The 25,530-nt window shown below is 67.4% G+C and carries 24 protein-coding genes and 2 pseudogenes; 11 read left to right on the forward strand and 15 right to left on the reverse strand.

The features are described from left to right. Positions 1 to 19 precede the first annotated feature (19 nt). The 3 genes from AC1RRV_RS13375 (at position 20) to clpA (ending at position 3,467) form a co-directional block, all read left to right on the forward strand. Positions 20 to 523 carry a DUF3224 domain-containing protein gene (locus AC1RRV_RS13375; RefSeq protein WP_492860152.1) on the forward strand — a complete coding sequence of 168 codons (504 nt, stop codon included), beginning with the start codon at positions 20 to 22 and terminating at the stop codon, positions 521 to 523. Between the two features lie 273 nt (positions 524 to 796). Next, a complete protein-coding gene (gene clpS / locus AC1RRV_RS13380) occupies positions 797 to 1,126 on the forward strand; it encodes an ATP-dependent Clp protease adapter ClpS (RefSeq protein WP_013079900.1) in 330 nt (109 codons plus the stop codon). A 10-nt stretch (positions 1,127 to 1,136) separates the two neighbouring features. Next, positions 1,137 to 3,467 carry an ATP-dependent Clp protease ATP-binding subunit ClpA gene (clpA, locus tag AC1RRV_RS13385; RefSeq protein WP_492860153.1) on the forward strand — a complete coding sequence of 777 codons (2,331 nt, stop codon included), beginning with the start codon at positions 1,137 to 1,139 and terminating at the stop codon, positions 3,465 to 3,467. Positions 3,468 to 3,524: 57 nt separating this feature from the next. On the opposite strand, the gene AC1RRV_RS13390 is transcribed toward clpA, so the two are convergent. After that, positions 3,525 to 3,959 carry an HIT family protein gene (locus AC1RRV_RS13390; RefSeq protein WP_492860154.1) on the reverse strand — a complete coding sequence of 145 codons (435 nt, stop codon included), beginning with the start codon at positions 3,957 to 3,959 and terminating at the stop codon, positions 3,525 to 3,527. Positions 3,960 to 4,010: 51 nt separating this feature from the next. Here AC1RRV_RS13390 and AC1RRV_RS13395 point away from each other — a divergent pair, with 51 nt between their 5' ends. The 3 genes from AC1RRV_RS13395 (at position 4,011) to AC1RRV_RS13405 (ending at position 6,212) form a co-directional block, all read left to right on the forward strand. Further along, positions 4,011 to 5,090: an alpha/beta fold hydrolase gene (locus AC1RRV_RS13395; protein WP_492860155.1), complete on the forward strand. Its 1,080-nt coding sequence runs from the start codon at positions 4,011 to 4,013 to the stop codon at positions 5,088 to 5,090. Then, positions 5,087 to 5,662, forward strand: coding sequence for a DUF4287 domain-containing protein (locus AC1RRV_RS13400; protein WP_492860156.1), 576 nt, complete (start codon positions 5,087 to 5,089; stop codon positions 5,660 to 5,662). Before AC1RRV_RS13395 ends, AC1RRV_RS13400 begins: the two co-directional genes overlap by 4 nt. A gap of 61 nt (positions 5,663 to 5,723) precedes the next feature. Beyond that, positions 5,724 to 6,212 (forward strand): pyridoxamine 5'-phosphate oxidase family protein, encoded by a 489-nt coding sequence (locus AC1RRV_RS13405; RefSeq protein ID WP_492860157.1) that lies wholly within the window; start codon positions 5,724 to 5,726, stop codon positions 6,210 to 6,212. 7 nt (positions 6,213 to 6,219) lie between these two features. Here the strand turns inward: AC1RRV_RS13405 and AC1RRV_RS13410 are convergent, their stop codons facing one another. The 4 genes from AC1RRV_RS13410 to AC1RRV_RS13425 all read right to left on the reverse strand — a co-directional run bounded on the left by AC1RRV_RS13410 (position 6,220) and on the right by AC1RRV_RS13425 (position 9,246). After that, a complete protein-coding gene (locus AC1RRV_RS13410) occupies positions 6,220 to 7,392 on the reverse strand; it encodes a GNAT family N-acetyltransferase (protein WP_492860158.1) in 1,173 nt (390 codons plus the stop codon). After that, positions 7,389 to 8,162 (reverse strand): glycerophosphodiester phosphodiesterase, encoded by a 774-nt coding sequence (locus AC1RRV_RS13415; protein ID WP_492860159.1) that lies wholly within the window; start codon positions 8,160 to 8,162, stop codon positions 7,389 to 7,391. Before AC1RRV_RS13415 ends, AC1RRV_RS13410 begins: the two co-directional genes overlap by 4 nt. Beyond that, a complete protein-coding gene (locus AC1RRV_RS13420; RefSeq protein WP_492860160.1) occupies positions 8,162 to 8,623 on the reverse strand; it encodes a RidA family protein in 462 nt (153 codons plus the stop codon). The genes AC1RRV_RS13415 and AC1RRV_RS13420 overlap by 1 nt, the downstream gene beginning before the upstream one ends. 188 nt (positions 8,624 to 8,811) lie before the next feature. Beyond that, positions 8,812 to 9,246 (reverse strand): phasin family protein, encoded by a 435-nt coding sequence (locus AC1RRV_RS13425; protein WP_492860161.1) that lies wholly within the window; start codon positions 9,244 to 9,246, stop codon positions 8,812 to 8,814. 307 nt (positions 9,247 to 9,553) lie between these two features. Here AC1RRV_RS13425 and AC1RRV_RS13430 point away from each other — a divergent pair, with 307 nt between their 5' ends. Further along, entirely contained in the window at positions 9,554 to 10,867 is a 1,314-nt protein-coding gene (locus tag AC1RRV_RS13430) for a D-alanyl-D-alanine carboxypeptidase (protein WP_492860162.1), read from the forward strand. A gap of 66 nt (positions 10,868 to 10,933) precedes the next feature. Here the strand turns inward: AC1RRV_RS13430 and AC1RRV_RS13435 are convergent. The 4 genes and pseudogenes from AC1RRV_RS13435 to mipZ all read right to left on the reverse strand — a co-directional run bounded on the left by AC1RRV_RS13435 (position 10,934) and on the right by mipZ (position 13,678). Further along, positions 10,934 to 12,228: pseudogene (locus AC1RRV_RS13435) on the reverse strand (aminotransferase-like domain-containing protein). A 31-nt stretch (positions 12,229 to 12,259) separates the two neighbouring features. Beyond that, on the reverse strand, positions 12,260 to 12,319 hold the full coding sequence (locus AC1RRV_RS13440; protein WP_492860512.1) for a hypothetical protein: 60 nt from the start codon (positions 12,317 to 12,319) through the stop codon (positions 12,260 to 12,262). A gap of 14 nt (positions 12,320 to 12,333) precedes the next feature. Then, on the reverse strand, positions 12,334 to 12,768 hold the full coding sequence (locus tag AC1RRV_RS13445) for a J domain-containing protein (protein WP_492860163.1): 435 nt from the start codon (positions 12,766 to 12,768) through the stop codon (positions 12,334 to 12,336). A 73-nt stretch (positions 12,769 to 12,841) separates the two neighbouring features. Further along, positions 12,842 to 13,678 (reverse strand): division plane-positioning ATPase MipZ, encoded by an 837-nt coding sequence (mipZ, locus tag AC1RRV_RS13450; RefSeq protein WP_492860164.1) that lies wholly within the window; start codon positions 13,676 to 13,678, stop codon positions 12,842 to 12,844. Positions 13,679 to 13,889: 211 nt separating this feature from the next. Here mipZ and panC point away from each other — a divergent pair, with 211 nt between their 5' ends. After that, a complete protein-coding gene (panC, locus tag AC1RRV_RS13455; RefSeq protein WP_492860165.1) occupies positions 13,890 to 14,747 on the forward strand; it encodes a pantoate--beta-alanine ligase in 858 nt (285 codons plus the stop codon). 176 nt (positions 14,748 to 14,923) lie between these two features. On the opposite strand, the gene AC1RRV_RS13460 is transcribed toward panC, so the two are convergent. Then, a complete protein-coding gene (locus AC1RRV_RS13460) occupies positions 14,924 to 15,325 on the reverse strand; it encodes a DUF1489 family protein (protein ID WP_492860513.1) in 402 nt (133 codons plus the stop codon). Between the two features lie 340 nt (positions 15,326 to 15,665). Here AC1RRV_RS13460 and AC1RRV_RS13465 point away from each other — a divergent pair, with 340 nt between their 5' ends. Then, complete coding sequence (locus tag AC1RRV_RS13465) at positions 15,666 to 16,619, forward strand: amidohydrolase family protein (RefSeq protein ID WP_492860166.1); 954 nt, start codon at positions 15,666 to 15,668, stop codon at positions 16,617 to 16,619. A 12-nt stretch (positions 16,620 to 16,631) separates the two neighbouring features. Here AC1RRV_RS13465 and AC1RRV_RS13470 read toward each other — a convergent pair whose 3' ends face one another. Genes AC1RRV_RS13470 through AC1RRV_RS13485 form a run of 4 tightly spaced genes read right to left on the reverse strand, consistent with a single transcriptional unit; the run spans position 16,632 to position 22,404 of the window. After that, positions 16,632 to 18,602 (reverse strand): acetyl/propionyl/methylcrotonyl-CoA carboxylase subunit alpha, encoded by a 1,971-nt coding sequence (locus AC1RRV_RS13470; RefSeq protein ID WP_492860167.1) that lies wholly within the window; start codon positions 18,600 to 18,602, stop codon positions 16,632 to 16,634. A 7-nt stretch (positions 18,603 to 18,609) separates the two neighbouring features. Next, entirely contained in the window at positions 18,610 to 19,923 is a 1,314-nt protein-coding gene (locus AC1RRV_RS13475) for a DUF3667 domain-containing protein (protein ID WP_492860168.1), read from the reverse strand. 27 nt (positions 19,924 to 19,950) lie between these two features. Then, positions 19,951 to 20,790 (reverse strand): enoyl-CoA hydratase-related protein, encoded by an 840-nt coding sequence (locus AC1RRV_RS13480; RefSeq protein ID WP_492860169.1) that lies wholly within the window; start codon positions 20,788 to 20,790, stop codon positions 19,951 to 19,953. A 21-nt stretch (positions 20,791 to 20,811) separates the two neighbouring features. Further along, positions 20,812 to 22,404, reverse strand: coding sequence for a carboxyl transferase domain-containing protein (locus AC1RRV_RS13485; protein ID WP_492860170.1), 1,593 nt, complete (start codon positions 22,402 to 22,404; stop codon positions 20,812 to 20,814). A 170-nt stretch (positions 22,405 to 22,574) separates the two neighbouring features. Between AC1RRV_RS13485 and AC1RRV_RS13490 the strand changes: the two genes are divergently transcribed. After that, positions 22,575 to 24,350 (forward strand): patatin-like phospholipase family protein, encoded by a 1,776-nt coding sequence (locus tag AC1RRV_RS13490; protein ID WP_492860171.1) that lies wholly within the window; start codon positions 22,575 to 22,577, stop codon positions 24,348 to 24,350. A 60-nt stretch (positions 24,351 to 24,410) separates the two neighbouring features. Here AC1RRV_RS13490 and AC1RRV_RS13495 read toward each other — a convergent pair whose 3' ends face one another. Then, positions 24,411 to 25,205: a methyltransferase domain-containing protein gene (locus AC1RRV_RS13495; RefSeq protein ID WP_492860172.1), complete on the reverse strand. Its 795-nt coding sequence runs from the start codon at positions 25,203 to 25,205 to the stop codon at positions 24,411 to 24,413. A gap of 155 nt (positions 25,206 to 25,360) precedes the next feature. Between AC1RRV_RS13495 and AC1RRV_RS13500 the strand changes: the two are divergent. Continuing rightward, positions 25,361 to 25,446 (forward strand): annotated as a pseudogene (locus AC1RRV_RS13500) (hypothetical protein). The last annotated feature ends 84 nt before the right edge of the window (positions 25,447 to 25,530 follow it).

The following is a 25,530-nucleotide window of genomic DNA, read 5'->3' on the forward strand; positions in this document are numbered from 1 at the left end:
TTCGAGGGAGATCATCACCATGGCCGCGCTGCGCATCATCGTTCCCGCCGTCGCGGCGGCGATGGCTGTCGCCTCCACCGCGATCGCGGCGCCCGTCGCCACGGCGCCTATCGTCGGGGAGACCGCCATGCGCCACGCCAAGGGATTGTTCGACGTCAGCACCAAGCCGATCGAACAGGACAAGAGCCAGGGCTCGACCCTGGGCCGCTTCTCCCTGGATAAAATCTATCACGGCGCCCTGGACGCCACCGGGAAGGGCGAGATGCTGACCGTCGGGACCGAGGTTCCGGGCTCGGCCGCCTATGTGGCCACCGAGCGCGTGGTCGGAACCCTGGACGGCCAGACGGGAAGCTTCGCCCTCGTCCATCGCGGATCCATGCGCGGCAAGGACGTCAGCATGATCATCGACATCGTGCCGGACTCCGGCGCGGGGGCGTTGGCCGGCATCACCGGCCGGCTGATCATCACGGTCGTCGAGGGCAAGCATCACTACGAGCTCGAATACACCCTCCCCGGGCGCTAACCGGCGACGCTGAGCGGCTCTACCCGATTCGTTCGGTCGGGGCCTATTCCCACGCGAACACCCCTCTTGCGCGACACCCTACCGCGCACCATTTGGGCCTCTCGCCCCCGGAACCGTTCGCGCTCGGTCTTCGCTCTCCCAAACGTGAAGCCGATTTCCGAGGCGCCCCTGTGCTAAAGCGGCGCAGCGGCGCATCGGCCTCTTCCAATGCCGTCGCGTTTCCATATCTAATTCATTGAGGCGGGTGATTTGCCGCCGGGAGAGACCAAGTCGATGGCCGAGCGGAAGCAAGGCGGACAAAGCAACGGCGCTGGGTCGTCGGTCGTCACGGAAGTGAAGCCGAAGACACAGAAGCCTTCGCTCTATCGAGTTCTGATTCTCAACGACGACTACACTCCGATGGAATTCGTCGTCTACGTGCTCGAACGGTTCTTCAATAAGTCGCGCGAAGATGCGACCCGCATCATGTTGCATGTCCACCAGAACGGCGTGGGTGTGTGCGGTGTCTACACTTACGAAGTCGCAGAAACCAAGGTCGCCCAGGTCATCGACTCGGCGCGACGCCATCAGCACCCCCTGCAGTGCACCATGGAAAAGGACTGAGGAGCCCCCCTTGCCCTCTTTTTCGCGCCCCCTGGAAGAGTCCCTGCATCGCGCCGTCGCCTACGCCAACCAGCGTAAGCACGAGTACGCGACGCTGGAGCATCTTCTGCTTTCCCTCACCGATGACGAGGACGCCGCCGGCGTTATGCGGGCGTGCGACGTGGACCTCGCCGCGCTGAAGAAGAGCCTCTCGAACTATCTCGACGTCGAACTGGCCTCGCTGGTCGTCGACGACGACGAGGACGCCAAGCCGACCGCCGGCTTCCAGCGCGTGATCCAGCGCGCGGTGATCCACGTCCAGTCGTCCGGCCGCGAAGAAGTCACCGGCGCCAACGTGCTGGTCGCCATCTTCTCCGAACGCGAGAGCCATGCCGCCTACTTCCTGCAGGAGCAGGACATGACGCGGTACGACGCGGTGAACTTCATCGCCCATGGCATCGCCAAGAAGGCCGGCGCCTCGGAAGCCAAGAGCGTCAAGGGCGCCAGCACCGGCTCGAACGCGACCGAGGAGGACGGCGAAAAGCCGAACACCAAGACCGGCGGCGAGGCCCTTGAGGCCTATTGCGTCGACCTCAATGAAAAGGCCCGCCAGGGCAAGGTCGACCCCCTGATCGGCCGCGCGAACGAAGTGGAACGCGCGATCCAGATCCTGTGCCGCCGCACCAAGAACAACCCGCTGCTCGTCGGCGACCCCGGCGTCGGCAAGACCGCCATCGCCGAGGGCCTGGCTCGCAAGATCGTCACGCACCAGGTCCCCGAGGTCCTGGAAGGCGCCACCATCTTCTCGCTGGACATGGGCGCGCTGCTGGCCGGCACCCGCTATCGCGGCGACTTCGAGGAACGCGTCAAGCAGGTGGTCAAGGAACTCGAGAACCACCCCAACGCGGTGCTGTTCATCGACGAGATCCACACCGTGATCGGCGCCGGCGCGACCAGCGGCGGGGCGATGGACGCCTCCAACCTGCTGAAGCCGGCTCTGGCCTCGGGCACCCTGCGCTGCATGGGCTCGACCACCTACAAGGAGTTCCGTCAGCACTTCGAGAAGGATCGGGCCCTGGTCCGTCGCTTCCAGAAGATCGACGTGAACGAGCCGACGGTGGAAGACACCATCAAGATCCTCAAGGGCCTGAAGTCCTATTACGAGGACTTCCACAAGCTGAAGTACACCGCCGAGGCCTTGAAGGTCGCGGTGGAGCTGTCGGCCAAGTACATCACCGACCGCAAGCTGCCCGACAAGGCGATCGACGTGATCGACGAGGCGGGCGCTGGTCAGATGCTGCTGCCGGAAAGCCGCCGCAAGAAGGTTCTGGGCGTCAAGGAGATCGAGGCCGTCGTGGCCAAGATCGCCCGAATCCCGCCGAAGTCGGTTTCGAAGTCGGACACCGAGGCGCTGAAGGAGCTGGAAACGGACCTGAAGCGCGCCGTGTTCGGCCAGGACGATGCGATCATGCAGCTGTCCTCGGCGATGAAGCTGGCCCGCGCAGGTCTTCGCGACGCGGACAAGCCGATCGGCTCGTTCCTGTTCAGCGGTCCCACCGGCGTCGGCAAGACCGAAGCCGCCAAGCAGCTGGCCCAGACCCTGGGCATCGAGATGATCCGCTTCGACATGTCGGAGTACATGGAACGCCATACCGTGAGCCGCCTGATCGGCGCCCCTCCCGGCTATGTCGGCTATGATCAGGGCGGCCAACTGACCGACGCCGTCGACCAGCACCCGCACGCGGTCGTGCTGCTCGACGAAATCGAGAAGGCTCACCAGGACGTCTACAACATCCTGCTGCAGGTCATGGACCACGGCGTCCTCACGGACTCCAACGGCAAGAAGGTCGATTTCCGCAACGTGGTCCTGATCATGACCACCAATGCCGGCGCCTCGGACGCCCAACGCCAGTCCATCGGCTTTGGTCGCGACAAGGTGGTCGGCGAGGAAGAGGCCGCGCTCAAGCGCCTGTTCACGCCGGAATTCCGCAACCGCCTCGATGCGGTCGTGGCCTTCAAGTCGCTGACGCCGGAGATCATCCGCCAGGTCGTGCAGAAGTTCGTCATGCAGATGGAGGCCCAGCTGGCCGACCGGAACGTGACGATCTCGCTGACCGACGACGCGGCCGACTGGCTGGCCAAGAACGGCTTCGACGAGCTCTACGGCGCCCGTCCGCTGGGCCGCGTCATCCAGGAGCATATCAAGAAGCCCCTGGCGGACGACATTCTGTTCGGACGCCTGGTCCGCGGCGGCCACGTCAAGGTCGTGCTCGAGAACGGCAAGATCGGCTTCGAGATCGAGGGCACCCCCGATCCGAAGGCCAGCAAGACCGACGAAGCCGAACCGGCCATGGCCGAATAGGCCGCGAAGACAGACGCGCGAAGGGCCCGGAGCGATCCGGGCCCTTTTCGTTTGAGCCTACAGCGCCGCGCTGATCTTCGCCGCGAGCACTTTCAGCTCTTCCATGTTCGCCATGCCGCCCTCGCCATGGCGACCCAGTCCCTCTCCCTCGTAACGAGGGATCACATGGAAGTGCAGGTGGAAGATGGTCTGGCCGGCGGGAGCGCCGTTGAACTGGGTGACAACCACGCCGTCCGGCTTCAGGGCCTCGGCCACCGCGCGGGTCAGCTTCTGGGTCGCGGCGGCCAGTTCATTCACCACGGAGGGCTCGGCCTCGAGCAGGTTCCGGGCATGGCTGACCTTGGAGATCACCAGCGCGTGGCCGCGCGATTGAGGAAAGACGTCCATGAACGCCAGCACCCGGTCGTCCTCGAACACCTTCACGCACGGGATCTCTCCCCGGATGATCTTGGCGAAGATGTTGTCGGCGTCGTAGCGTCCGTCGAGGCTCATGACCGTCTCCCTTTGACGAGACGGTCGTAGCAAACGGGGAGGCGCGCGCAAATGTCGATGAGACGGCAATGGTCCCGCCGCGCTGTCCTGGCGGCCGCGCCAGCTCTGCTGACCACGACCGCCGCTCGCGCCGACAACCTGCGGCGCACCGAACTCTTCACGCTGACCGACGACGGCGTCCGTATTCATGCCCGCGAAATCGCTCCGCCCTCCCCTCGCGGCGCGCCCTTGATCCTGGTCCACGGCGCCCGCGCGCCGGGCGTCGCGTCCTTCGACCTTCCCGTCCCCGGCGGCTCGATGGCGGCCGATCTGGCGCAGCGGCTGGGCCGCCGGATCTATCTGATCGACGCCCGAGGCTATGGCGGCTCGCAACGGCCCGCCGCCATGGACCAGCCGCCCGAGCAGAGTCGCCCGCTGTCCCGCGCTCATGAGGTGGTGCGCGACCTCGACGCGGTCGTGAAGCTCGCCGCCAAGCGCAATGGCGGCTCGCGGCCAGGCCTGATCGGTTGGGCCACCGGCGGCCTCTGGGCCGGCTGGTACGCCGCCCTTCACCCGGAGGCCGTCGCCGGCTTGGCGACGCTCAACGCCCTCTATGGCGGTTCAGAGATCCATCCGATGCTGGGCCCGGGCTCGGCCTTCGCCCAGCCCGGCCAACCACGCCGGTTCGATCCCACGACCGGCGGCTATGCCCTCTATCCTGGGACCTCGCTGCTGGACCGTTGGAACTCCAACATTCCAATCGCCGACAAGGACGCTTGGCGCGATCCGGTCGTGGCCCACGCTCTGGCGGCGGGCGCCCTGGCCAGCGACCCAAGGGCGGCGGCGCTCTCCCCGCCCCGGTTTCGAGCCCCGCTGGGCGCGTTGGAAGACAGCTTCCACCAGGCCTGCGGACGGCGGCTGTACGACGCCGGCTCGATCACCGCCCCCGTTGTACTCGTGCGCTCCGGCGCCGACTTCTGGAGCCGCCGGGCCGATGTCGAAGCCTTCACCGCCGACGCTGAACGCAGCCCCAAGGTCACCAGCGTCGAGATCCCCGACGCCACCCATTTCGTCCATCTGGACCGGCCCGAGCGCGGCCGTGACCGCCTGCTGGCCGAGCTGACCACATTCTTCCAAGGACTTCCCGCATGAGCAGCCAAGGTCTCACCGAACGCCAGCAGAAGTGGTTCGCTTCCGTCCAGGCCAGCCTGGAGCGCGACACCGGCAAGACCATCGACCAATGGGTCGAGATCGTCCGCCGCGACTGCAAGGAGACCAAGCCGGGCGCGCGGGTCCAATGGCTGAAGGATCACTACGACCTGGGCGTCAATCGCTGCGCTCACATCCTGTCGATGGCCTTCCCCGAAGCCGGCGGCTGGGACGACGCCGACGCCCTGCGCAAGGCGCTGTGGACCGACCCTGCCTCGCTCGCGATCCTGGAGGCAATCGAAGCCACCGTCGCCGACTTCCCAGGCCTGGTCACCGGCCAGCGCAAGGCCTTCACCGCCTTCTCCAACAAGGTGCAGTTCGCCTCGGCCAAGCCGGTCAAGGGCGGGACAGTTTCGCTGGGCCTGGCCCTGACGCCCGACGCCTCGCCGCGCCTCGCCACGCCCAAGAACGAGAGCTGGTCGGAACGCCTCAAGGCCAAGGTCGCCCTGGCCTCGCCGGCCGAGGTCGACGACGAGATCAAGGCGCTGCTGAAGGCGGCGTGGGAGCGGTCGTAGCTGCGCCTTAGGAACGGCCCCGCGCGGCTGTCGTTGGGTCTTCAAACAATGGAGACCCACGATGTCCAAGGAAGCCGATCTGGCCGCCAAGTTCTGGAAGGCCCTGAAGTCCGACCGCACCGTGATGCTGGGCCTGCCCGACGTCGACGGCGGCCGCGCCCAGCCGATGACCGCCCTGATCGAGGGCGACCATTCCGGCCCCATATGGATCTTCACCTCGTCGGAGACCGATCTCGCCCACGCACTCGACGTGGAGGGGCGCGACGCCTTCATCCACTTCGCCGACAAGGGTCACCACCTGTTCGCGGCGGTCGAGGGTCGCCTGCGGATCGATACCGACTACGAGACGGTGAACCGGCTCTGGAACCCGTTCATCGCCGCCTGGTTCGAGGGCAAGGACGATCCGAAATTGCGCCTGCTGCGCTTCGAGCCGGCCGACGCGCAGATCTGGCTCAACGAGAACAGCCTGTTCGCCGGCGTCAGGATGATGCTGGGAGCCGATCCGAAGAAGGCCTACAAGGACAAGGTCGGCGAAGTGCGACTGCACTAGCGACCGTCTACCGCTGCTCCCGGAACGGCGAGAACTCTTCCGTCAGCATCGCCATGTCGCCCTCGACCGCCTCGCGCTCGCGTTCGAGGTAACGGGCGACTGGCTCGCGCAAGCGCGGGTCGGCGATCCAGTGGGCCGAATAGACCGGGCTGGGCAGATAGCCCCGCGCGATCTTGTGCTGCCCCTGGGCCCCGGCCTCGACGCGCGGCAGGCCCAGGCGAATGGCGTGCTCGATGGCCTGGTAATAGCAGAGCTCGAAATGCAGGAACGGCACGTCCTCGGTGCAGCCCCAGTGGCGGCCGTAGAGGCAGTCGCGGCCCACCAGGTTCAGCGCCCCGGCGATCCAGGGACCGCCCGGCCGGCGCGCCAGGATCAACAGCACCTTGTCGGCCATCCGCTCCTGCAGCAGTGAAAAGAACCGTCGGTTCAGGTAGGGCCGGCCCCACTTGCGGCTGCCCGTGTCCATGTAGAAGGCGAAGAACGCGTCCCAGTGATCCTCGGTCAGTTCGTCGCCGGTCAGGGCGATGATCTCGAGCCCTGCCTGGGCGTCGCGGCGTTCCCGGCGAATGGTCTTGCGCCGGTTGGCAGACAGGGCCGCCAGGAAGTCGTCGAAGGTCGCGTAGCCGCGGTTCTCCCAGTGGTACTGCTGGTCCTGGCGCAGCAGCATCCCGCCCTCGCCCATCCAGCGCCACTCGTCCTCGACGGGGAAGGTCACGTGCAGCGACGAGGCGTCGAGGCGACCGCACAGCGTCAGCGCACCGCCCAGCAGAGCCGCGCGGCCCTCGTCGATATCGACGTCCGGACGCACGATCAGCCGCGATCCGGTCACCGGCGAGAACGGCGAGGAGCACTGGAGCTTGGGATAGTAGCGCCCGCCGGCCCGCTCATAGGCGTCGGCCCAGGCATGGTCGAAGACGTATTCGCCCTGGCTGTGGGACTTCAGGTAGAGCGGCATGACACCGGCCACGGCGCCAGTCTCGTCCAGCACCGACAGGTGTTGTGGCTGCCAGCCCGTGCGGCGGTTGACGCAGCCGCTCTCTTCCAGGATCGACAGGAAGTCGTAGCCGACGAAGGGATCGCCCGTGTGGGCGGCGCAGGCGTCCCACGCCTCCCTGCCGACTTCGCCGATCGCGCTATGGACGCGAACCGCCGACTGGACCCCCACCGGGCCTGGCTTCACGCCGTGAAGCCCTCGAAGATCAGATTGTCGCAATGGTCACGCACGCCTTCCCACTGGTCGGGCGACCGGACCGTCCAGGCGATCACCGGCATGCCCTTGGCGCGATATAGGTCGGCGCGCGTGCTGGGCAACATGTCCAGGCCCAGGGCCAGGAAATCGGGCCGCGCCAGCTCGACCTGTTCCAGAGCCGCCAGCGATTTGCGCATTTCCGGGGCCAGCTTGCGGGCGCCCTCGTCGTTCCAGCTGTAGCTGTCGAGGCCGCGCAAGATCTGCGGATGGTGATCAGCGAACCAGGCGTGCGAGTACGGATTGAAACCGATCACCGCGGTCGGGCCGTTGTGGTCGATCAGCACGTCGGTCACCCGCTTCTCCAGCGGGCCAACCTCGCCGAAGGGCGTCTTCAGTTCGATGAACACCATGGCCCGGTGACCGATCAGGGTCAGCACGTCGGCCAGGGTCGGGATGGTCTCGTCGGTGTTCTTCAGGGCCATGGCCCCGAGGTCGGCGGCGGTGTGGTCGCGCAGGCGGCCCTCGTGCCCCGTCATCCGCTCAAGGCGGTCATCGTGGAAGACCACGGCCTCGCCGTCGGCGGTCAGCTGGACGTCCAGCTCGATGCCGTAGCCACCAGCGCAGGCGGCCTGGAAGGCGGCGCGGGAGTTCTCCGGCGCGCCATCCGGGGTCCAGAGGCCTCGGTGAGCCACCGGCGGATCGAACAGGCGCTCCCACGCCTCGCCGAAGACATCGGTCGAGGGACGTTCGCGCGAGCGCATCAGGCGATCTCCACCACCGCGTCGACTTCCACTGCGAAGCCGAGGGGCAACTTGTAGACGCCCACCGCAGAGCGGGCGTGGCGGCCGGCGTCGCCAAACGCCTCGACCATCAGGTCCGAGCAGCCGTTGATGACTTTGGGAATGTCGATGAAATCGGGGCCGGCCTGGACGAAGCCGCCCAGCTTGACCACCCGCACCACGCGGTCGAGATCACCCTCGCAGGCGGCCTTGATCTGGGCCAGGAGGTTGACCCCGCAAAGACGCGCGGCCTTCTGGGCGGTCTCGGTGTCGACGTCGACGCCGACCGTGCCCTTGATCCCGCCGTCCGCCGCGATCGAGATCTGGCCGGAGATGTGCACGAGGTTGCCGGAGCGGGCGAAGGGCACATAGTTGGCGACCGGCGCGACCGGTTGGGGCAGCTCGACCCCAATCGCCTTCAGGCGTTCCTCGACCTTCGACATGCACGCGCTCCACTGACTGTGGGGTCATGCTTAACGCGGCCCAGACCAGGGCACAAAAGGAAAAGGAGCCGGACCGTGGTCCGGCTCCGAGGGGGTACAAAAAGAAAAAGGCCCGGACCTTTCGGCCCGGACCTCTTCAGAGTTGGATTGGCCAGAGCGCCGGCGGGGCGCTCGACCAGAAGCTGCCCTTAGCGAGCGGCTTGGAACTTCTCGACGGCGGCGCTGACGCGTTCGTTCAGCGGCTTCACCGAGTCCTTGATCGAGGCCGAGACGATCTCCGAGGCCTTGCTGACCTGGGCGATGTAGGCTTCCAGGGCCGACTTGGCCCAGGCGGTCTGCAGCTCGACGGCTTCCTGGACGCTCTTGGCGCCGGCCAGCGACTTGGCGGCGGCGACTTGGTCCTCGGCGGCCTTCTTCGAGTAGGCGAAGGTCTGGGCGCCCAGCGCTTCAGCGCCCTTGGTCGCGGCGGTCACCGAGGCGACGACGGCTTCCAGGTTCTTCTTCGAGTGGGTGTTGGCCTCGGCCAGCGCGGCCAGCGACTTCTCGACGCCGTCCTTGAACGCTGCGTTCGAGGCGGTGCTGAATTGTTCGACGGTGTTCTTGACGGTTTCGGCGGCGGCCATGGGAATTCTCCTGGGGAGGGGTCGGAGGCGGGGCGAACGGTCGAGCTGCAACTCGGCCATCTGCGCTTGGAACAACGTGGGTTTGCCATGTTGCAGTGCAGCAGTCAACAAAATTGTGCAGCGCACCATGACGCAGGGGCATGCCCTGCAAGCTGCAGCATTGGAACCACGCGCCCGCTTTTTTCCCGCCTGCGGCAAGATCGCTCACCAGTTGTTTACTTTAGCGAAAGACCGACTCCATCATGCTACGGGTCACGCGTGTGGCGGTGCGGAACCGCTTCCCAGTTCAAATGACGGACGCTGCTCGATGTTCGCCAAGCTTACCTCCGCCCGTTCTCTGCTAGCCGCCGCTGGCCTCGCGCTCTCGTGCCTGTTCGGCGCGGTAGCTCCGACCGCCGCCTCGGCGGCCATACCCTATTTGCAGCTGAACGCTTCCGAGCCGAAGTACGCGGCCATCGTGATCGACGCCAATTCGGGCGAGGTCCTTTACGATAAGCGCGCCGACAGCCCCCGCTATCCTGCCTCGGTCACCAAGGTCATGACGCTGTACCTCACCTTCGAGGCGCTGAGCGAAGGCCGCCTGAAGCTGACCGACCGCATCGTCATGTCGCCCCGCGCGGCGGCCCAGGCCCCGACCAAGATCGGCCTGCCGCCCGGCGAGACCATGAGCGTCGACGACGCCATCAAGGCCATGACCGTGAAATCCGCCAACGACGTGGCCGTCGCCATGGCCGAGCGCCTGGCTGGCAGCGAGTCGCGCTTCGCCGCCCTGATGACCCTGCGCGGTCAGGAACTGGGCATGCGCAACAGCCGCTTCGTGAACGCCTCGGGCCTGCCCGACAGCCGCCAGATCTCGACGGCCCGCGATCTCGCCATCCTGTCGCGCGCCACCATGCGCGACTTCCCCCAGTACTACAGCTACTTCTCGGTGAAGGGCTTCTACTTCCGGGGCAACTACGTGAAGGGCCACAACCGCCTGCTGGACAGCATGGAAGGGTTCGACGGCCTAAAGACCGGCTACACCAATGCCAGTGGCTTCAACCTCGCCGGCTCCGCCGTGCGCGACGGTCGCCGTCTGATCGCCGTTGTCCTGGGCGGTCCGTCGACCGCTTGGCGCGACAACAATATGGAAGACCTGCTGCTGACCGGCTTCGACGTGATGAAGCGTCGTTCGCGCGGCGAACGCACCAGCATCGCCGCCAACATCTACGAGGAAGAGCCTTCGGGCCCGATCGAGCGTCCGTCGACCGAACAGGGCGATGGGGACCAGGCCGGCCTGAAGATCGTCCTGACCGAGAACCCTCGCAATCCGGGCCCGGTGAAGGTCTCCCCCACCCTACGCGCCGCTCAGGCTCCGGCCAAGACCGTCCCCGCCAAGAAGGCCAAGGGCGAATGGGGCGTGCAGGTCGGCGCCTTCAAGTCCAAGTCGCTGGCCAATGATCAGCTGAAGCTGGTGCGCGGCCGTTTCGCCAAGGTCGTCTCGGACGCCGAGGCGGCGGTCGAGGGCGCCGGTGGCAACTTCCGGGCCCAGTTCCAGGGCCTGACCTCGGACGCCGCCCGCAACGCCTGCTCGGCCCTGAAGGCCAAGCGCGTGCCGTGCATGGTGCTGTCGCCGCGCTAGGCGCGACACGATCATCGCCGATCAAAGAAAAACCCCGGAAGGTTCGCCCTCCGGGGTTTTTTCTGTCTAGGCTTCGGCCATCACCTTCGAGATCAGCCGCGCGATGCGTCCGACGCCCTCCTCGATCTGAGCGTCGGTCGGCAGCGAGTAGCTGAGGCGGATGGCGTTGGCCCTTGGGACCTCGGCGAAGAAGGGCGCGCCGGGCACGAAGGCCACCCGCTCCTCCGCGATCGCCCGCGCCAGCAGCGCGGCGCCGTCGAGCCCCTCGGGCAGGTCGATCCAGACGAACATACCGCCTTCAGGATGCGACCAGGTCACGCCCTTGGGCATCGACCGCTCCAGCGCCGCCAACATCACCCGCCCCTTGCCGCCATAGGCGCCGCGCAGGCGGTGCAGATGCTGATCATAGCCCTCCGAGACGGCGCGATGGGCGACCATCTGGTTGATCGTCGAGACGTGCAGGTCCGCGCCCTGTTTCAGCAGCACCAGCTTCTCGATCACGGGCTTGGGGCCGCAAACCCAGCCGATGCGTAGGGCCGGTGACAGGGTCTTGGACAGAGTGCCCAAGAACATGGTTCGAGCATTGTCGACGCCGCCCGATCGGGCGATGTCGAGGGCCAGCAAGGTCGGGGTCGACTCGCCACTGAAGCGCAGCTCGCGATAGGCCGCGTCCTCGACCAGGGTCATGTCCAGTCGATCAGCCAGAGCCAGCAGCGCCTCGCGCTCGGCATGGGTCAGGCTGACGCCGGTGGGGTTGGCGAAATCCGGCACGAAATAGCCCAGCGGACGCGGCGCGCGGCCGGCCATCAGGGCCTCCTCGTCGACGCCGTCGCTCAGCGCGTTTTCCGGCAGGTCCAGATAGGCCGGTTCGTAGCCGTTGAACGCCTGCAGCGCGCCCAGATAGGTCGGGCGGGCCACCATCACCGTGTCGCCCTTGCTGAGGAACAGCTTGCCGATCAGGTCCAGCGCCTGCTGCGAGCCCGCGGTCAGCATGATGTTGTGCGGCTCGCACGGCATGCCATCGCGGGTCATGCGCTCGGCGATCCATTGGCGCAGCGGCAGGTAGCCCTCGCTGACCGAGTACTGCAGCGCCTGACGCGACAGCACCGGATCGGCCAGGATGGCGTCGTAGCCGGCCTGGATCTGCTCGGCCGGGAACAGGCCGGGATCGGGGATGCCGCCGGCGAACGACAGGATGTCGGGCTGGTCCAGCAGCTTGAGAAGTTCGCGGATCTCGCTAGCGCGGACGCGGGCCATGCGGTCGCTGAAACGCGCGGCCCAGTCTTGGCCGTGGTCGGAGGTCTGGGTGGTCATGGGATGATCGAAGTCCGAACTGAAGAATGACGCCTGAAGCCACGCACGGCGGCTCGTTCTCTGAACAAGGTCAGAGCGTCATACCGCGCAGGTCTGGCCGGATGACCGGCGGCGCCAGAAGCGTTCGCGATGGATCATGATCCAGTCCTAACTCAGCGGCGTCGCTTGATCAAACGGTCCCGCGCGGCATTCAGCTGAGCCGCCAGGCCCTCGGTGCCCCCCTTGTCGGGATGGGCCATCTGGATCAGGCGGGTATAGGCGGCCTTCACCTCGGTCAGGCTGGCGTCGGGTCCAACGCCTAGGATGGCGCGCGCTTCCGAGAGGCTGAGCTCGGGCTTGGGCGGCTGGACCATCTCGCGGCGGATAACGGGCCGCCGGCGCGCCTCGGTGACGCTCCACAGGCCGATGACGCCCAGGACGATGCCCGTGCCCCACGAGCCGCGAATGGTGGCATAGGCCGCCCCGGCGAAGGCGGCGATCGAAGCCGCCCCCGCCCCGACCCGCCAGCCGTCGCCCTTCAGGAACGACCGACCTTTCGGCCAGAGCAGGAAGATCAGGATGACCGCGCCCAAAAGCAGATAGAGCATCGGAACTCCAGACAAGGAACGGGCGGCAAGGTCGCCCCGGCCGCCCGCTTGGTCTCGAACTTTAGACGAGCGCCTACTGCGCCGCCAGCAGGGTCTCGCCCGAATAGGCCGAGAGGCCCAGGCTGTGCATCAGCGCCCGCAGCTCCTGGCGCGCGGCCAGATGCTGCAGCGACACCGGCACCGGGCGCACTTGCGGCGAGAGGTCGGCAATGGTCAGGCCGAACGGGAACAGTTCGCGATAGATGACCCGGTCGCGCAGACCGGGGCCGATGCGGAAGCCGACCCGCTTGGCCAGGGCCGTCAGGCGATCTTCCAGGCGCTTGCGGTTGCGGGCCTCGGTGGTGGCCAGGCGGTTGCGCAGCACCACCCAGTCCATGGCCTGGCGCTGACCCGACAGGGCGCGCTGCTTGCGGCCTTCCCAGACGGTCAGCGAATAGAGGCTGGGCTTGGTCAGCTCCATGGTCACCGGATCGACGGTGCCGAGCATGTCGAAGTCGACGAAGCTGTCGTTCATCGGCGTGACCACGAGGTCCGCGAGGCCGTGAGCCAGGCGGGTGATGGCGCTGTCGCCGCCGGGAGTGTCGATCAGGACGAAGTCGCACTCGGCCTTGGCCCGGGCGAAGGCGGCCTCGAAGCCCGCGACCTGCGCGTCCTCGCCCTGTTCGGCCAGGGCGATGTCGTTGTCGCTGAGGGTCAGGGACAACGGCATGGGCAAATCCAGCTTCTTGCTGGCTGTCCAGGCTGTTCGGTTCTCGAAGAACCGGCCGGAGGTGCGCTGACGCAGATCGAGGTCCAGGACCGCGACCTTGGCGCCGCCGTACAGCAGCGCGGTGGCGAGGTGGACAGCGATGGTGGACTTGCCCGCCCCACCCTTTTCGTTGCCGACGACGATGACGCGCGTTTCGGCCATGGATCTCGATCCTCGATGCGTCGCGACTCGCGCGACCTTGGACTGAAGGTTAACACGATGTTACCGCGCCCCGAGGGGGTCAACTGCTTCAATCCACAGACCGAATTGTCGCAGCCAGAAGTTGGGCGCCCTGTGGGTGACCTTGCGTCGTGGTGGACCTTCGCGCTTGCGAAGGCCATAAGCGCGGCCTGTCCGCGTGGAGACTTCGCCCATGACCAGCCCGACCATCGTCCGCACCGTCGCCGAGATGCGCGAGCATGTGCGCGCCTGGAAGGCCGCCGGCCAGCGCGTGGCCCTGGTCCCGACCATGGGCGCCCTGCACGAGGGCCACCTGTCGCTGATCCGCCTGGCTCAGCGGCACGCCGAGCGAGTGATCGCCACGGTCTTCGTCAATCCCAAGCAGTTCGCGCCGCACGAGGACTTCGACGCCTACCCACGCGGCGAGGCCGATGACGCCGAGAAATTGGCCTCGGTGGGCTGCGACCTGATGTTCGCGCCCAACGCAACCGAGATGTACGCGCCTGGCTTCTCGACCACGGTGTCGGTCTCTGGCGTTTCCGAGCCGCTGGAAGGCGCGGCGCGCCCGCAGTTCTTCGCCGGCGTCGCCACGGTGGTGGCTAAGCTGTTCCTCCAGTCGCAGGCCGACGTCGCGGTGTTCGGCGAAAAGGACTACCAGCAGCTGCAGGTCATCAAGCGCATGGCGCGCGACCTGGACATTCCGATCGAGATCATCGGCGCGGCGACCGCGCGGGCCGAGGACGGCCTGGCCCTCTCCTCGCGCAACGCCTATCTGTCGCCGCCGGAACGCGCGGCCGCCGTCACCCTGCCCACGGCCTTGAAGGCCGCCGCGGCAGCCGTGGCGGCCGGCGGTCGCATCGACGAAGCCGAGCAGGCGGCCGTGGCCGCGCTGAAGGCGGCCGGCTTTGGTCAGGTGGACTATGTCGAGGTGCGCGAGGCCAGCGATCTGTCGCGCCTAGGGCCTGGACCGATCGGCGACGCCGAGGGCCGAATCCTGGTGGCCGCGTGGCTGGGAAAGACGCGGCTGATCGACAACATGGCCGTCAGCTGAACCCTTCCCGGGCTAGCCGACCGGCTTGAGGGCGATGAACAGCCCCACGATCATGCCCACGAACAGCATCCCTACGCCCAAGGCGGCAAAACCGGCCTTCATCGTCATCCCTCCGCTACCCTGCGACAAGATGACACCCGCCACGGTTGCCATTTAACTAACGGATCGCGCGAAAGTTACCAGGCGCCGAGTTCGCGCAATTGCCGCGCGAGGTCGGGCGGCAGGTCAGCGGCCTCGGCTGCGGTGAGATCCGGCGGCGCGTCCTCCGGCCTCAGATAGCGCCAACCCTGAAAGGCCCGGCGCGGCTGCGGCGCGACGCGAATGATCGGCGGATCCACCGTCACTTCGCAGCGTGAAGCCGGTCCCGAGCCGACGGTGTCGATGGCCAGGATCTTTTGCCGGCACAGCACCTGCCCCTTGATCACTCGATACAGCGAGCCACCGTCCAGCACCTCGTCCACCCGCTTGGGCGTCATGCGCGTATGCATGATCCAGGGACGGTCGGCCTCTTTGTGCCAGGCCAGAAGATCGTCGATCGTATCGCAGCCGACGACCAGCTTGATGATGTGCAACGCCATGGGGGCTAGATAGCCCGTCTTTTGGGCAAGGCAAGAATACCGTTCGCCCTGAGGGGGAAAGCGTTCGACGATCCGCATGACAGCGTTATCGCTATAGGGGATCGCGCTTCTCGCTGTAGCGCAGTCCGGGCCCGCGAGGCTCAATGCCGCCGTTTCGGACGCCTTGTGGGGGGCCGTCCTTAGCGGCGGTTTTCGTTTGAGCCCGAATATCGCCGGGCTGCGGGTCAAGCCCTCCTCGCCAGCATGACCTCCGGGATCATGTCGCGGCCGCGACACCTGCTCTAACCAATCGTGCTGCGCGGCCCTGGAGCCGCATCTCGATAGGCGCGGAGACGGATCGATGTCGGTTGGACGCAGGGATTTCCTGAAGCTCGGCGGCGGGGCCGTCGCCGCGACGGTCGCGCCCGGCGCGCTGGCCGCCCCCGCCAAACCGCGCCGCATCATCGACGTGCACATGCATGCCTATCCCGCCACGACGGTCTTCACCGATCCCATCGTCAATCCGATCACCGGCGCCAAGAGCCCGATCCGCAACGGCGCCGAGCACATGGAAGCCTGCATCGCCGAGATGAAGCGGCACAATGTGGTGAAGGGCGTAGTCAGCGGCGGAGACGGTGACCGGCTAAAGGCCGCGACCGATTGGCATGATCGCGATCCCAGCCGCTTCGTCGCCGGAGCGGGCGTCCGTGGATCCGACGACACTCCGCTGCCGCCGCTTGATACGCTGCGCAAGGCGTTCGCCGACGGCAGCATCAAGGTGCTGGGCGAACTGACTTCGCAATATGCCGGCCTGCCGCTCGGCGACCCGAAATACGATCCGTATCTGTCACTCGCCGAGGAGTTCGACATTCCCGTGGCTCTGCATACCGGGTCGATGCCGAGCGGGACCACCTTCGACCCTTGCTGTCGCACGGCCCGGGCGCGTCTTGGCAATCCGGAATATGTCGAGGAAGCGCTCAACAAGCATCCCAGGCTGCGCCTCAACCTGATGCATGGGGGCTGGCCCTACCTGGGCGAGACGATCGCCATCCTGATGCTGTACCCGAACGTGAACCTCGACACGGGGGCGCTGGCCTGGCTGCTGCCGCGCCCCGCGTTCCACGGCATCCTGCGGCAGTTGGTGGAAGCCGGCTTCAGCAAGCGCATCATGTTCGGCTCGGACCAGATGTTCTGGCCCGACGCGATCGGCCTCTCCATCCAGGCGGTCGAGACCGCCGCCTTCCTGACCGAGGCGCAGAAGCAGGACATCTTCCACGACAACGCCGCCCGCTTCTACAAGCTGGCCGACGCCTAGGGAGCCGCGACGCTAGGCGCTGGCCGCCGCCTCCAGCCGCGCCAGCACCACGCCCTCGCTGACCTGGCCGCCGGCGGTCGCCGACAGTTCGGCCACCACGCCATCGAACGGCGCGGCCAGCGCGTGCTCCATCTTCATGGCTTCAAGCGTCAGCAGGGTCTGACCCTTGGTGACCGTCTGGCCGGCCTCAACGGCGACCGAGACGATCTTGCCCGGCATCGGCGACAGGATGGCGCCGTCGGAGGCAGCCCCCTCGCCCGCTCCGCCGACCTTGGCGGTGAAGTCGAACTCGCGGACGTCGCCGCCCTCGAAGGCGTGGAACGGGCCCTTGCCGTAGATCCCCGGCAGCACCTCGACATCGTCCAGGGCGCGGCCGTCCTCGACGGTGATGTCCCAGGACCAATCGTCGTCCTGTCCTTCGACCAGGGCCACCCGCAGCGGCGTCCGGTGGCCGTCGACATTGAACGGTAGATCCATGGCCGCGCGCGGGGCGTTCATGCGGAAGCCCAGCAGGCGCGAGGGCGCGCTGGTCCAGGGATCGGCGCGGGCGGTGTCGGCCTCGCCGAAGGTTTCCAGGCGCTGGCCGATCGCGGCCAGGGTCGGGGCGTCACTGAAGACGCGCTCGGTCAGTTCCTCAAGGCGCGCTTCGATGAAGCCAGTGTCGACGGCGCCGTCGACGAAGTCGGGATGGCTGGCGCACTTGGCCAGGAAGGCGGCGTTGGTCTTGACCGGCCAGACCTCGACCAGGCCGCAGGCCTCGGCCAGACGCGCGGCGGCGTCCTCGCGGTCGACGCCGTGGGCGATCAACTTGGCGATCATCGGGTCGTAATAGGGCGTGACCTCGCCGCCCTCCTCGACCGCGCTGTCGACACGGACATCGCCTTCGGGCAGGCGGAAGTGCTTCAGCTTGCCGGTCGAGGGCAGGAAGCCGGTGGCCGGGTTCTCGGCGTAGAGACGGGCCTCCATGGCCCAGCCGTCCAGCGTGATCTCGTCCTGCTCCAATGGCAGTCGTTCGCCCGACGCCACGCGCAGCTGCCACTCGACCAGGTCCTGGCCGGTGACCATCTCGGTGACCGGGTGCTCGACCTGCAGTCGGGTGTTCATCTCCATGAACCAGATGCGGTCGGCGCGCAGGCCGTCGCTGGCGTCGGCGATGAACTCGACCGTGCCGGCGCCGACATAGCCCACCGCCTGGGCGGCCTTGACCGCGGCGGCGCAGACGGCGGCGCGGGTGGCCTCGTCCATGCCGGGGGCCGGAGCCTCCTCGATGACCTTCTGGTGGCGGCGCTGCAGCGAGCAGTCGCGCTCGAACAGGTGGACGACGTTGCCGTGCTGGTCGCCGAACACCTGGACCTCGATGTGGCGCGGGCGGGTGACGTACTTTTCCAGCAGCACCCGCTCGTCGCCGAAGCTGGCCGAGGCCTCGCGACGGCACGAGCCCAGGGCGGCCTCGAAGTCCTCGGCCCGCTCGACCTTGCGCATGCCCTTGCCGCCGCCGCCGGCCACGGCCTTGATCAGCACCGGATAGCCGATCTTGCCAGCCTCGGCCGTAAGGCGTTCAACCGACTGATCCTCGCCCAGATAGCCAGGCGTGGTCGGCACACCGGCGTCGATCATCACCTTCTTGGCCGCGTCCTTCAGGCCCATGGCGCGGATCGCCGAGGGCGGCGGACCGATCCAGACCAAGCCGGCGTCCGTCACGCTCTGGGCGAAGTCGGCGTTCTCGGACAGGAAGCCGTAGCCGGGGTGGATGGCGTCGGCCCCCATCTGCTTGGCAGCCGCCAGGATCTTCTTCGGGTCGAGATAGCTCTCCCTGGCCGGCGCCGGACCGATCAGGATCGCCGCGTCGGCCTCCATCACGAAGGGCGCGTTGGCGTCCGCCTCGGAATAGACGGCGATCGTCCGCACGCCCAGCTCGCGAGCGGTGCGGATGATGCGACGGGCGATCTCGCCTCGGTTGGCGATCAGGACGGAGGAGATCAAGGGCGGCCTACATTTGGGCAAGGGTGAAGAGCATGAGCCCGGTGAGCAGCACGCCGAACGACGTCACGCTGATCATCCAGACGATGAACGTCTTGAAGAGGGCGCCGATGACGCCGGAGCCGTAGCCGCCGCGCAGGGTCTGGAAGAGATTGATCGGCGTCCACAGTGACAGGATGCCGAAGGCCGCCGGCCAGGCGGACATCGGCAGCACCATGCAGAACGCATTGGTCAGGAACGAGAACGACAGCAGGTTGGTGGCCACCAGAAGGTGGTCATAGATGAAGTACTGGCGGCGGTTCACATAGACGAGCGCCAGGGAGAGGCCGATGATCGGCAGCAGCAGCACCGCCAGGCGGTGCGCCCAGCCGAACATCACCAGCAGATAATAGTCCGGGTTGGAGATGGCCTTGGCCAGGCCTTCCTTGAACCAGTTCTTGGCCTCGTTCTTGGCCGTGGTGCCGTTTCTATCAGCCTTGGCCTTCGCCTCGGCTTGCGCCTTCGCATCCGGAACGACGACGTTGAACTGCTGCCCGCCGATCTGGGCCTCGGCGATCTTGTTGGCGCCGGCCTGGAGCTTGGTCGGGTCCTGGAAATCCAGGCCGCGGATCTGTTCGGCCGCCTGCACGCCCCTGTTCTGGATCTTGGCCAGGGCTTCGGCGCCGGCGTTGGGATTGTCCTGCAACGCCTGGGCCTTGGCCATCTCGCGGGCGTAGCGGTCCTCGGCCTTCTTGACGTCGTCGGCATACTCCTCGGCGATCGCGGCCTTGTCGGGGTTCTCGCCCTTCAGGTCCTCGTCGCGCTCGGCGACGGCCCCGTCCAGCCGCTCCTTGCGATCCGAGGTCGCGTCCTTGCGGATCTCGTCGGCCTTGGCCTTGCGGCCTTGCGGCGTCATCAGCGCCTGGGCCTCCGCCTCCTCCTTCAGTTCCTGCTCGTGGCGGATGCCGTGAATGGCGTGCTCGGCCGCGAAGATGAACAGCAGCAAGGCCACCAGGAAGGTGCGGAACGGCGGCACGTGCCGCACGACCCGACCTTCCATGTAGTCCTTGGCCAGCTTGCCGGGCCGGAAGAACAGCAACGGCAAGGTGTTGGCCAGGCGGCCGTCGAGGTGGAACATCCCCTCGATGGCTTCCCAGATCAGGTGCAGGATCGAGCGGTGATGGGTGTCGGCGTTCTGGCCGCACGAATAGCAGTACCAGCCCTCAAGGGGCGTCCCGCAGTTCTTGCAGGGCTCGCCCTTGTGGTTGAAGGGCTTCTTCTTCGAGCCGACATAGCTCGTCGCCGAGTCCGCCGCCGCCGCTTCCAGTTCCGCGCCTGTAATCACGCCCGTCTACGCCCCCTGAAGTTGAGTCTATTCAGACCACGACGGTTTACGACGGGCGAGGAAGGCGCGCACCCCTTCTTGGCCCTCTTCCGACACACGGCGGCGCGCGATGCGCTTGGCGCTCTCTTCGATCAGGCCCTTGTCGATTTTCTGCCCAGCGAAGTCGTTGACCAGGGCCTTGGCGTCGCCGATCGCGCCGGGGGCGCAGGGGGCCATTTCCTCGATGAGGGCGTCGCGGGCGACTTCCAGGCTGGCGACGTCCTCGAACACTTCGTCGACCAGGCCGTAGCCCCAGGCGTCGTCGGCGTCGAAGACCCGGCCAGTGGCGAACAGCAGCTTGGCCGTGCGCGGGCCCAGGGCCTGGATCACGTACGGGCTGATGGTCGCCGGGGTCAGGCCCAGCTTGACCTCGGAGAACGAGAACTTGGCGTCGACCAGGGCGATCGCATGGTCACAGGCCGCCACCAGACCAGCGCCGCCGCCGAAGGCAGGACCTTCGACCAGGGCCACGGTCAGGGCCGGGATGTCATGCAGGGCCTTGAGCATGTGCGCCAGCTCAAGCGCGTCCTGGCGGTTGTCGTCCTCGTCCCAGTCGACGGACGCGCCCATCCAGGTGAGGTCGGCGCCGGCGCTGAACGCCCCGCCCACGCCGCGCAGGAAGACGACCCGCACCCCCTCGGCCCCATGCAGGGTCTCGAAGGTCTGGCGCAGGGCGGCGATGGTCTCGGCGTCGAAGGCGTTCTTCTTGTCCGGGCGGTTGATCCACACGGTGACCGCGCCTTCCGGCGTGCTGTCCATGTGGACCAGCGGGCTCATCGCGTCGGTGTCGTTCACCTCGACGATGGGATCGGCGATCGGGTTGGTCATGTGCGGATCCTTTTTGCGGCGTTACATTCTGAAAACGCCGAAGGTGGTCTCCGGGATCGGCGCATTCAGCGAAGCGGAGATGGCCAGACCCAGGACGTCGCGGGTTTGAGCCGGATCAATGATCCCGTCGTCCCAGAGCCGCGCGGTCGCGTGATAGGGATTGCCCTCATCCTCGTAGCGCTGGCGGATCGGCGCCTTGAAGGCCTCGGCCTCCTCGGGCGACCACTTGGCGGCGTCGCGGTGGACCGTGGCCAGCACGCTGGCGGCCTGCTCGCCGCCCATCACCGAGATACGGCTGTTGGGCCAGGTGAACAGGAAGCGCGGGCTATAGGCGCGGCCGCACATGCCGTAGTTGCCGGCTCCGAAGCTGCCGCCGATCAGGACGGTGAACTTCGGCACCTCGGCCGAGGCGACGGCCGTGACCAGCTTGGCGCCGTCCTTGGCGATGCCGCCGGCCTCGTATTTGCCGCCCACCATGAAGCCCGAGATGTTCTGCAGGAAAACCAGCGGGATCTTGCGCTTGCAGGCCAGCTCGATGAAGTGCGCGCCCTTCACGGCGCTCTCGCTGAACAGCACGCCGTTATTGGCCAGGATCGCCACCGGCTGGCCCCAGATGCGGGCAAAGCCGCAGACCAGGGTCGTGCCGTACAGCGCCTTGAACTCGTCGAAATGGCTGCCGTCCACGATGCGGGCGATGACCTCGCGCACGTCATACGGGGCCCGGACGTCGGTCGGGACAATGCCGTAAAGCTCTTGCGGGTCGTACGCCGGCGGTTCGGCGTCGGCGATGACCAGTTCCCGCGGCTTGGTGGTGTTGAGGTTGGCGACGATCGAACGGACGATCTCCAGCGCGTGCTCGTCGTTCTCGGCCACGTGGTCGACCACGCCCGAACGGCGGCCGTGGGTGTCGGCGCCGCCCAGCTCCTCGGCCGAGATGACCTCGCCCGTGGCGGCCTTCACCAGCGGCGGGCCGGCCAGGAAGATGGTGCCCTGGTTGCGGACGATCACCGTCTCGTCGCTCATCGCCGGGACATAGGCGCCGCCGGCGGTGCACGAGCCCATGACGCAGGCGATCTGGGGGATGCCCACGGCGCTCATCCGGGCCTGGTTGAAGAAGATGCGGCCGAAATGGTCGCGGTCGGGGAAGACCTCGGCCTGATGGGGCAGGTTCGCGCCGCCGCTGTCGACCAGATAGACGCACGGCAGCCTATTCTGCGCGGCGATCTCCTGGGCGCGTAGGTGCTTCTTCACCGTCATCGGGAAGTAGGCGCCGCCCTTCACCGTGGCGTCGTTGGCTACGATCATCACCTCGCGGCCGGACACCCGACCAATACCGCAGATCATGCCCGCGCCAGGGGCCTCGCCGCCATAGAGATCGCAGGCCGCCAGTTGACCGATTTCGAGGAACGGGGAACCAGGATCCAGCAGCCGCTCGACACGCTGGCGGGGCAGGAGCTTGCCACGCGAGGCATGGCGCTCGCGCGAACTCTCGGGACCGCCCAGCGCCGCTTCCGCGACCTTTACGCGCAGTTCGTCGGCCAAGGCGCGGTTGTGGGCCGCGTTGCGGGCGAAAGCGTCACCGGACGCGTCGATAACGGAGTTCAACTTCGGCATGACCGACGCTTAGCCTCTTCCACCCAATCCCGGAAGTCGTAGTTTTTTGGACCCCGAACAAGCCAGTTCAGAGCCAAAACCGTTCTCGACTATTTCGCTTGCCAGAGCAACAGTTGCGCCCGAACCCGGCCTTGTGGTCAAGCCTGCCGCTTCAGGCTAGCGTCCCGCCCGTGGAAACGCCCCTGCCCGACGACTCGGCCCTGGCGCGGCTGTTCGCCCGCGAGCGGCGAACAGGCGCGGCGTCGTGGTTTTCACTGCCCGGCGGCGCCACCCTGTTCGAGCCTGGCGAGGACGCCGACCAGCTCTATTTCCTGAAGACCGGACGCCTCGGAGCCTTTCGCCGGGAAGAGGGCCAGGAGCCGCAATTCCTCGGCGTGATCCGTCCCGGCGAGCCCGCCGGCGAGATGGCGCTGGTCGGCGGCACAGCCCACTCGGCCAATATGGTGGCCCTGCGCGACAGCGAGGTGCTGTCCCTGCCCCGCGAGGACTTCTTCGAGGCGGCCGAGAGCGACCCGACCGTGATGCTGGAGCTGTCGCGGCTGATGATCCGCCGCGCGCGCCAGGCCCAGACCCATGCGGCGATCGGTGATCCGTCGGTGTTCGGCTTCATCGCCGTCGAACCGGGAGCGGCGATCCGGCCGGTCATCGAGCGCCTGGCCCGCTGCATCGAGAACCTCGGCTATTCGGTCACCGTCGAGGGCGGCGAGTCCCTGCTGGCCCCCACCGAGTGGTTCAGCAATGTCGAGCGCGAGCACGACTTCGTCCTCTATGTCGCCGAGGCCGACGAAACCGCCTGGAAACACGTCGTCGGCCGCCAGGTGGACCGTCTGTTCCGGGTCGGGCGCGGCGAGCGCGAGCCGCCGGCCAGCATCCCCTCCTATGCCTCGGGCCCACTGCAGGCTCAGCGGCTGGTCGATCTGATCTTGCTTCAGTCGGCCACCCTGGATCGGCCCAGCGGCTCGGCGGCCTGGGTGGCGGCGACGCAGGCCGCGCGCCTGTTCCATCTGCGGGAGAACGGCCTCGCCGACATGCAACGGCTGGCCCGCGTGCTGACCGGCCAGTCGGTGGGCCTGGTGCTGTCCGGCGGCGGCGCGCGAGCCTACGCCCACATCGGCGCGATTCAGGCCATGCGCGAGCGCGGCATCCCGATTGACTTCGTCGGCGGCGCCTCGATGGGTGCGATCGTATCGGCGGGGATCGCCATGGGTTGGGACGACGGCGAACTGGAGGCCCGCATCCGCAAGGCCTTCGTCGACACCAGCCCACTGGACGACATCGCCTTTCCCCTGATCGCCATGACCCGGGGCGAGAAGGTCCAGGCCCGGCTGAACGAGCATTTCGGCACGGTCGATATCAGCGACCTGTGGCTGCCGTTCTTCTGCGTTTCATCGAACCTGACCTCGGGCGCCTATCACTTGCATCGCACGGGCGACCTGCAGTCGGCGCTGCGCGCCACGATCTCGCTGCCCGGTGTTCTGCCGCCGGCGACCGAGAACGGCGCGGTTCTGGTCGACGGGGCGGTGATGAAGAACTTCCCCGCCGATGTGATGCGCTCGTTCCAGCTAGGCCCCATCGTCGGCGTCGACGTCACGCGCGGCCGCAGCATCACCGCCGATGATGTCGAGCGCCCTCCCTCGCTCTGGACCTGGATCATCTCCGGCGAGTGGCGCAAGGGCCCGCCGATCGTGGCGCTGCTGATGCGGGCGGCCACCGTCACCACCGGCCGCGACCTGGCCGCGGCGCGCGAGGCTACCGACGTGCTGATCACGCCAAAGCTGGAAGGCGTCGACATCCGCGACTGGCGCGCCTTCGATCCCGCCGTGAAGGCCGGCTACCTGGCGGCCGCCTTCGCGCTGGAAGGGCTTCACCTGCCAGTCACTGAATTGCGTCGACGGCCGAGCCTCGCGGAAAAGCGCGCGGCCCCTCCCCTCGCCAAGGCGCGATAGCCGAAGGGGGCGCCGGTTTCGGCGACCATCGCGCCGCACAGTCGGGCCGGCTGGTCCGATCTAGGCGGAGACCACCGGGATCGGGCCGGCACGCGCGACGATGAACAGCCGCTTGAACGGGAACAGGGTCACGCCGTCCTCGCGGCGGGGATAGTCCCGCGCCAGCCGTGCTCGCCAGGCGTCCAGGAACGGCTTCTTCTCGTCGTCCGGCAGGGCGTCGAGATAGGGACGCAGGGTCGTGCCCATGGTCCAGTCGACGATGGGATCCTGGCCGTGCAGCGCGTGCAGGTAGGTCGTCGACCAGATGTCGATCTCGGGACAGAACGGCGCGAGCCAGGCGTAATAGTCCTCGGGACTATTGGCCGCCCGGACGCCCTCGACCCCGGCCAGCCGCGCGGCCCAGGGCCCGTCGGCGGCGATCTCGACCAGACTGGCCCGCCAGCCCAGGCCTTCGACCACCGGCATCTGGACCGCCAACACGCCTCCGGGCGCGAGGCTCCCGGCCAGGCGGGGGATCAGGCTGGCATGGTCGTCGACCCACTGCAGGGCCGCGTTGCTGAAGATCAGATCGGCCGGGACGTCGGGCGCGAAGTCTCCGAGATCGCCCAGCACCCACTCGACAGCCGTCGGCAGAGCCCTGGCCCGCTCGAGCATCTCCGGGCTGGAGTCCAGGCCCCTCACCCGCGCGCCCGGATGCCGGGCGGCCAGCAGGGCGGCCTGTTCGCCAAGGCCACAGCCCAGGTCCCAGATCTCGCGCGGCGCCAGGTCTCGCGGAATGGCGGTCAGCAGGTCCAGCGCCGGCCGCTCGCGATAGCGGCGGTAGAGGGCGTAGACGTCGGGGTCCCAACTGGCCATGCGAATCCCTCCTAGGCTCGGCGCAGGATGGTGGCGCCGCCACGCCTCATTGAAAGGCTTCTTCGCGTTTCGGGGACCGCGACGTCGCGTCGCGCGAGATGCCCCCTTTTCTCCGGCGAAAACGGGTCCATATTCGTCTGGTGTTGTTCAACCAACTGAAAGGAGGTGACCAGTGTCTCATTGTCTCCAACCGCGGTCGCAAGTCGTGACCTGGAGCCTTATGAATGAGGTCTCCGCCTAAGGCGTTGAACGCCTGAGGTTTTAAGTCACACGCTGCGAGAGCGGCTACGACGATGGAGGGCCGTCCCGAGCAATCGGGGCGGCC

The sequence above is a fragment of the Caulobacter sp. GW821-FHT11E10 genome (assembly GCF_058808375.1).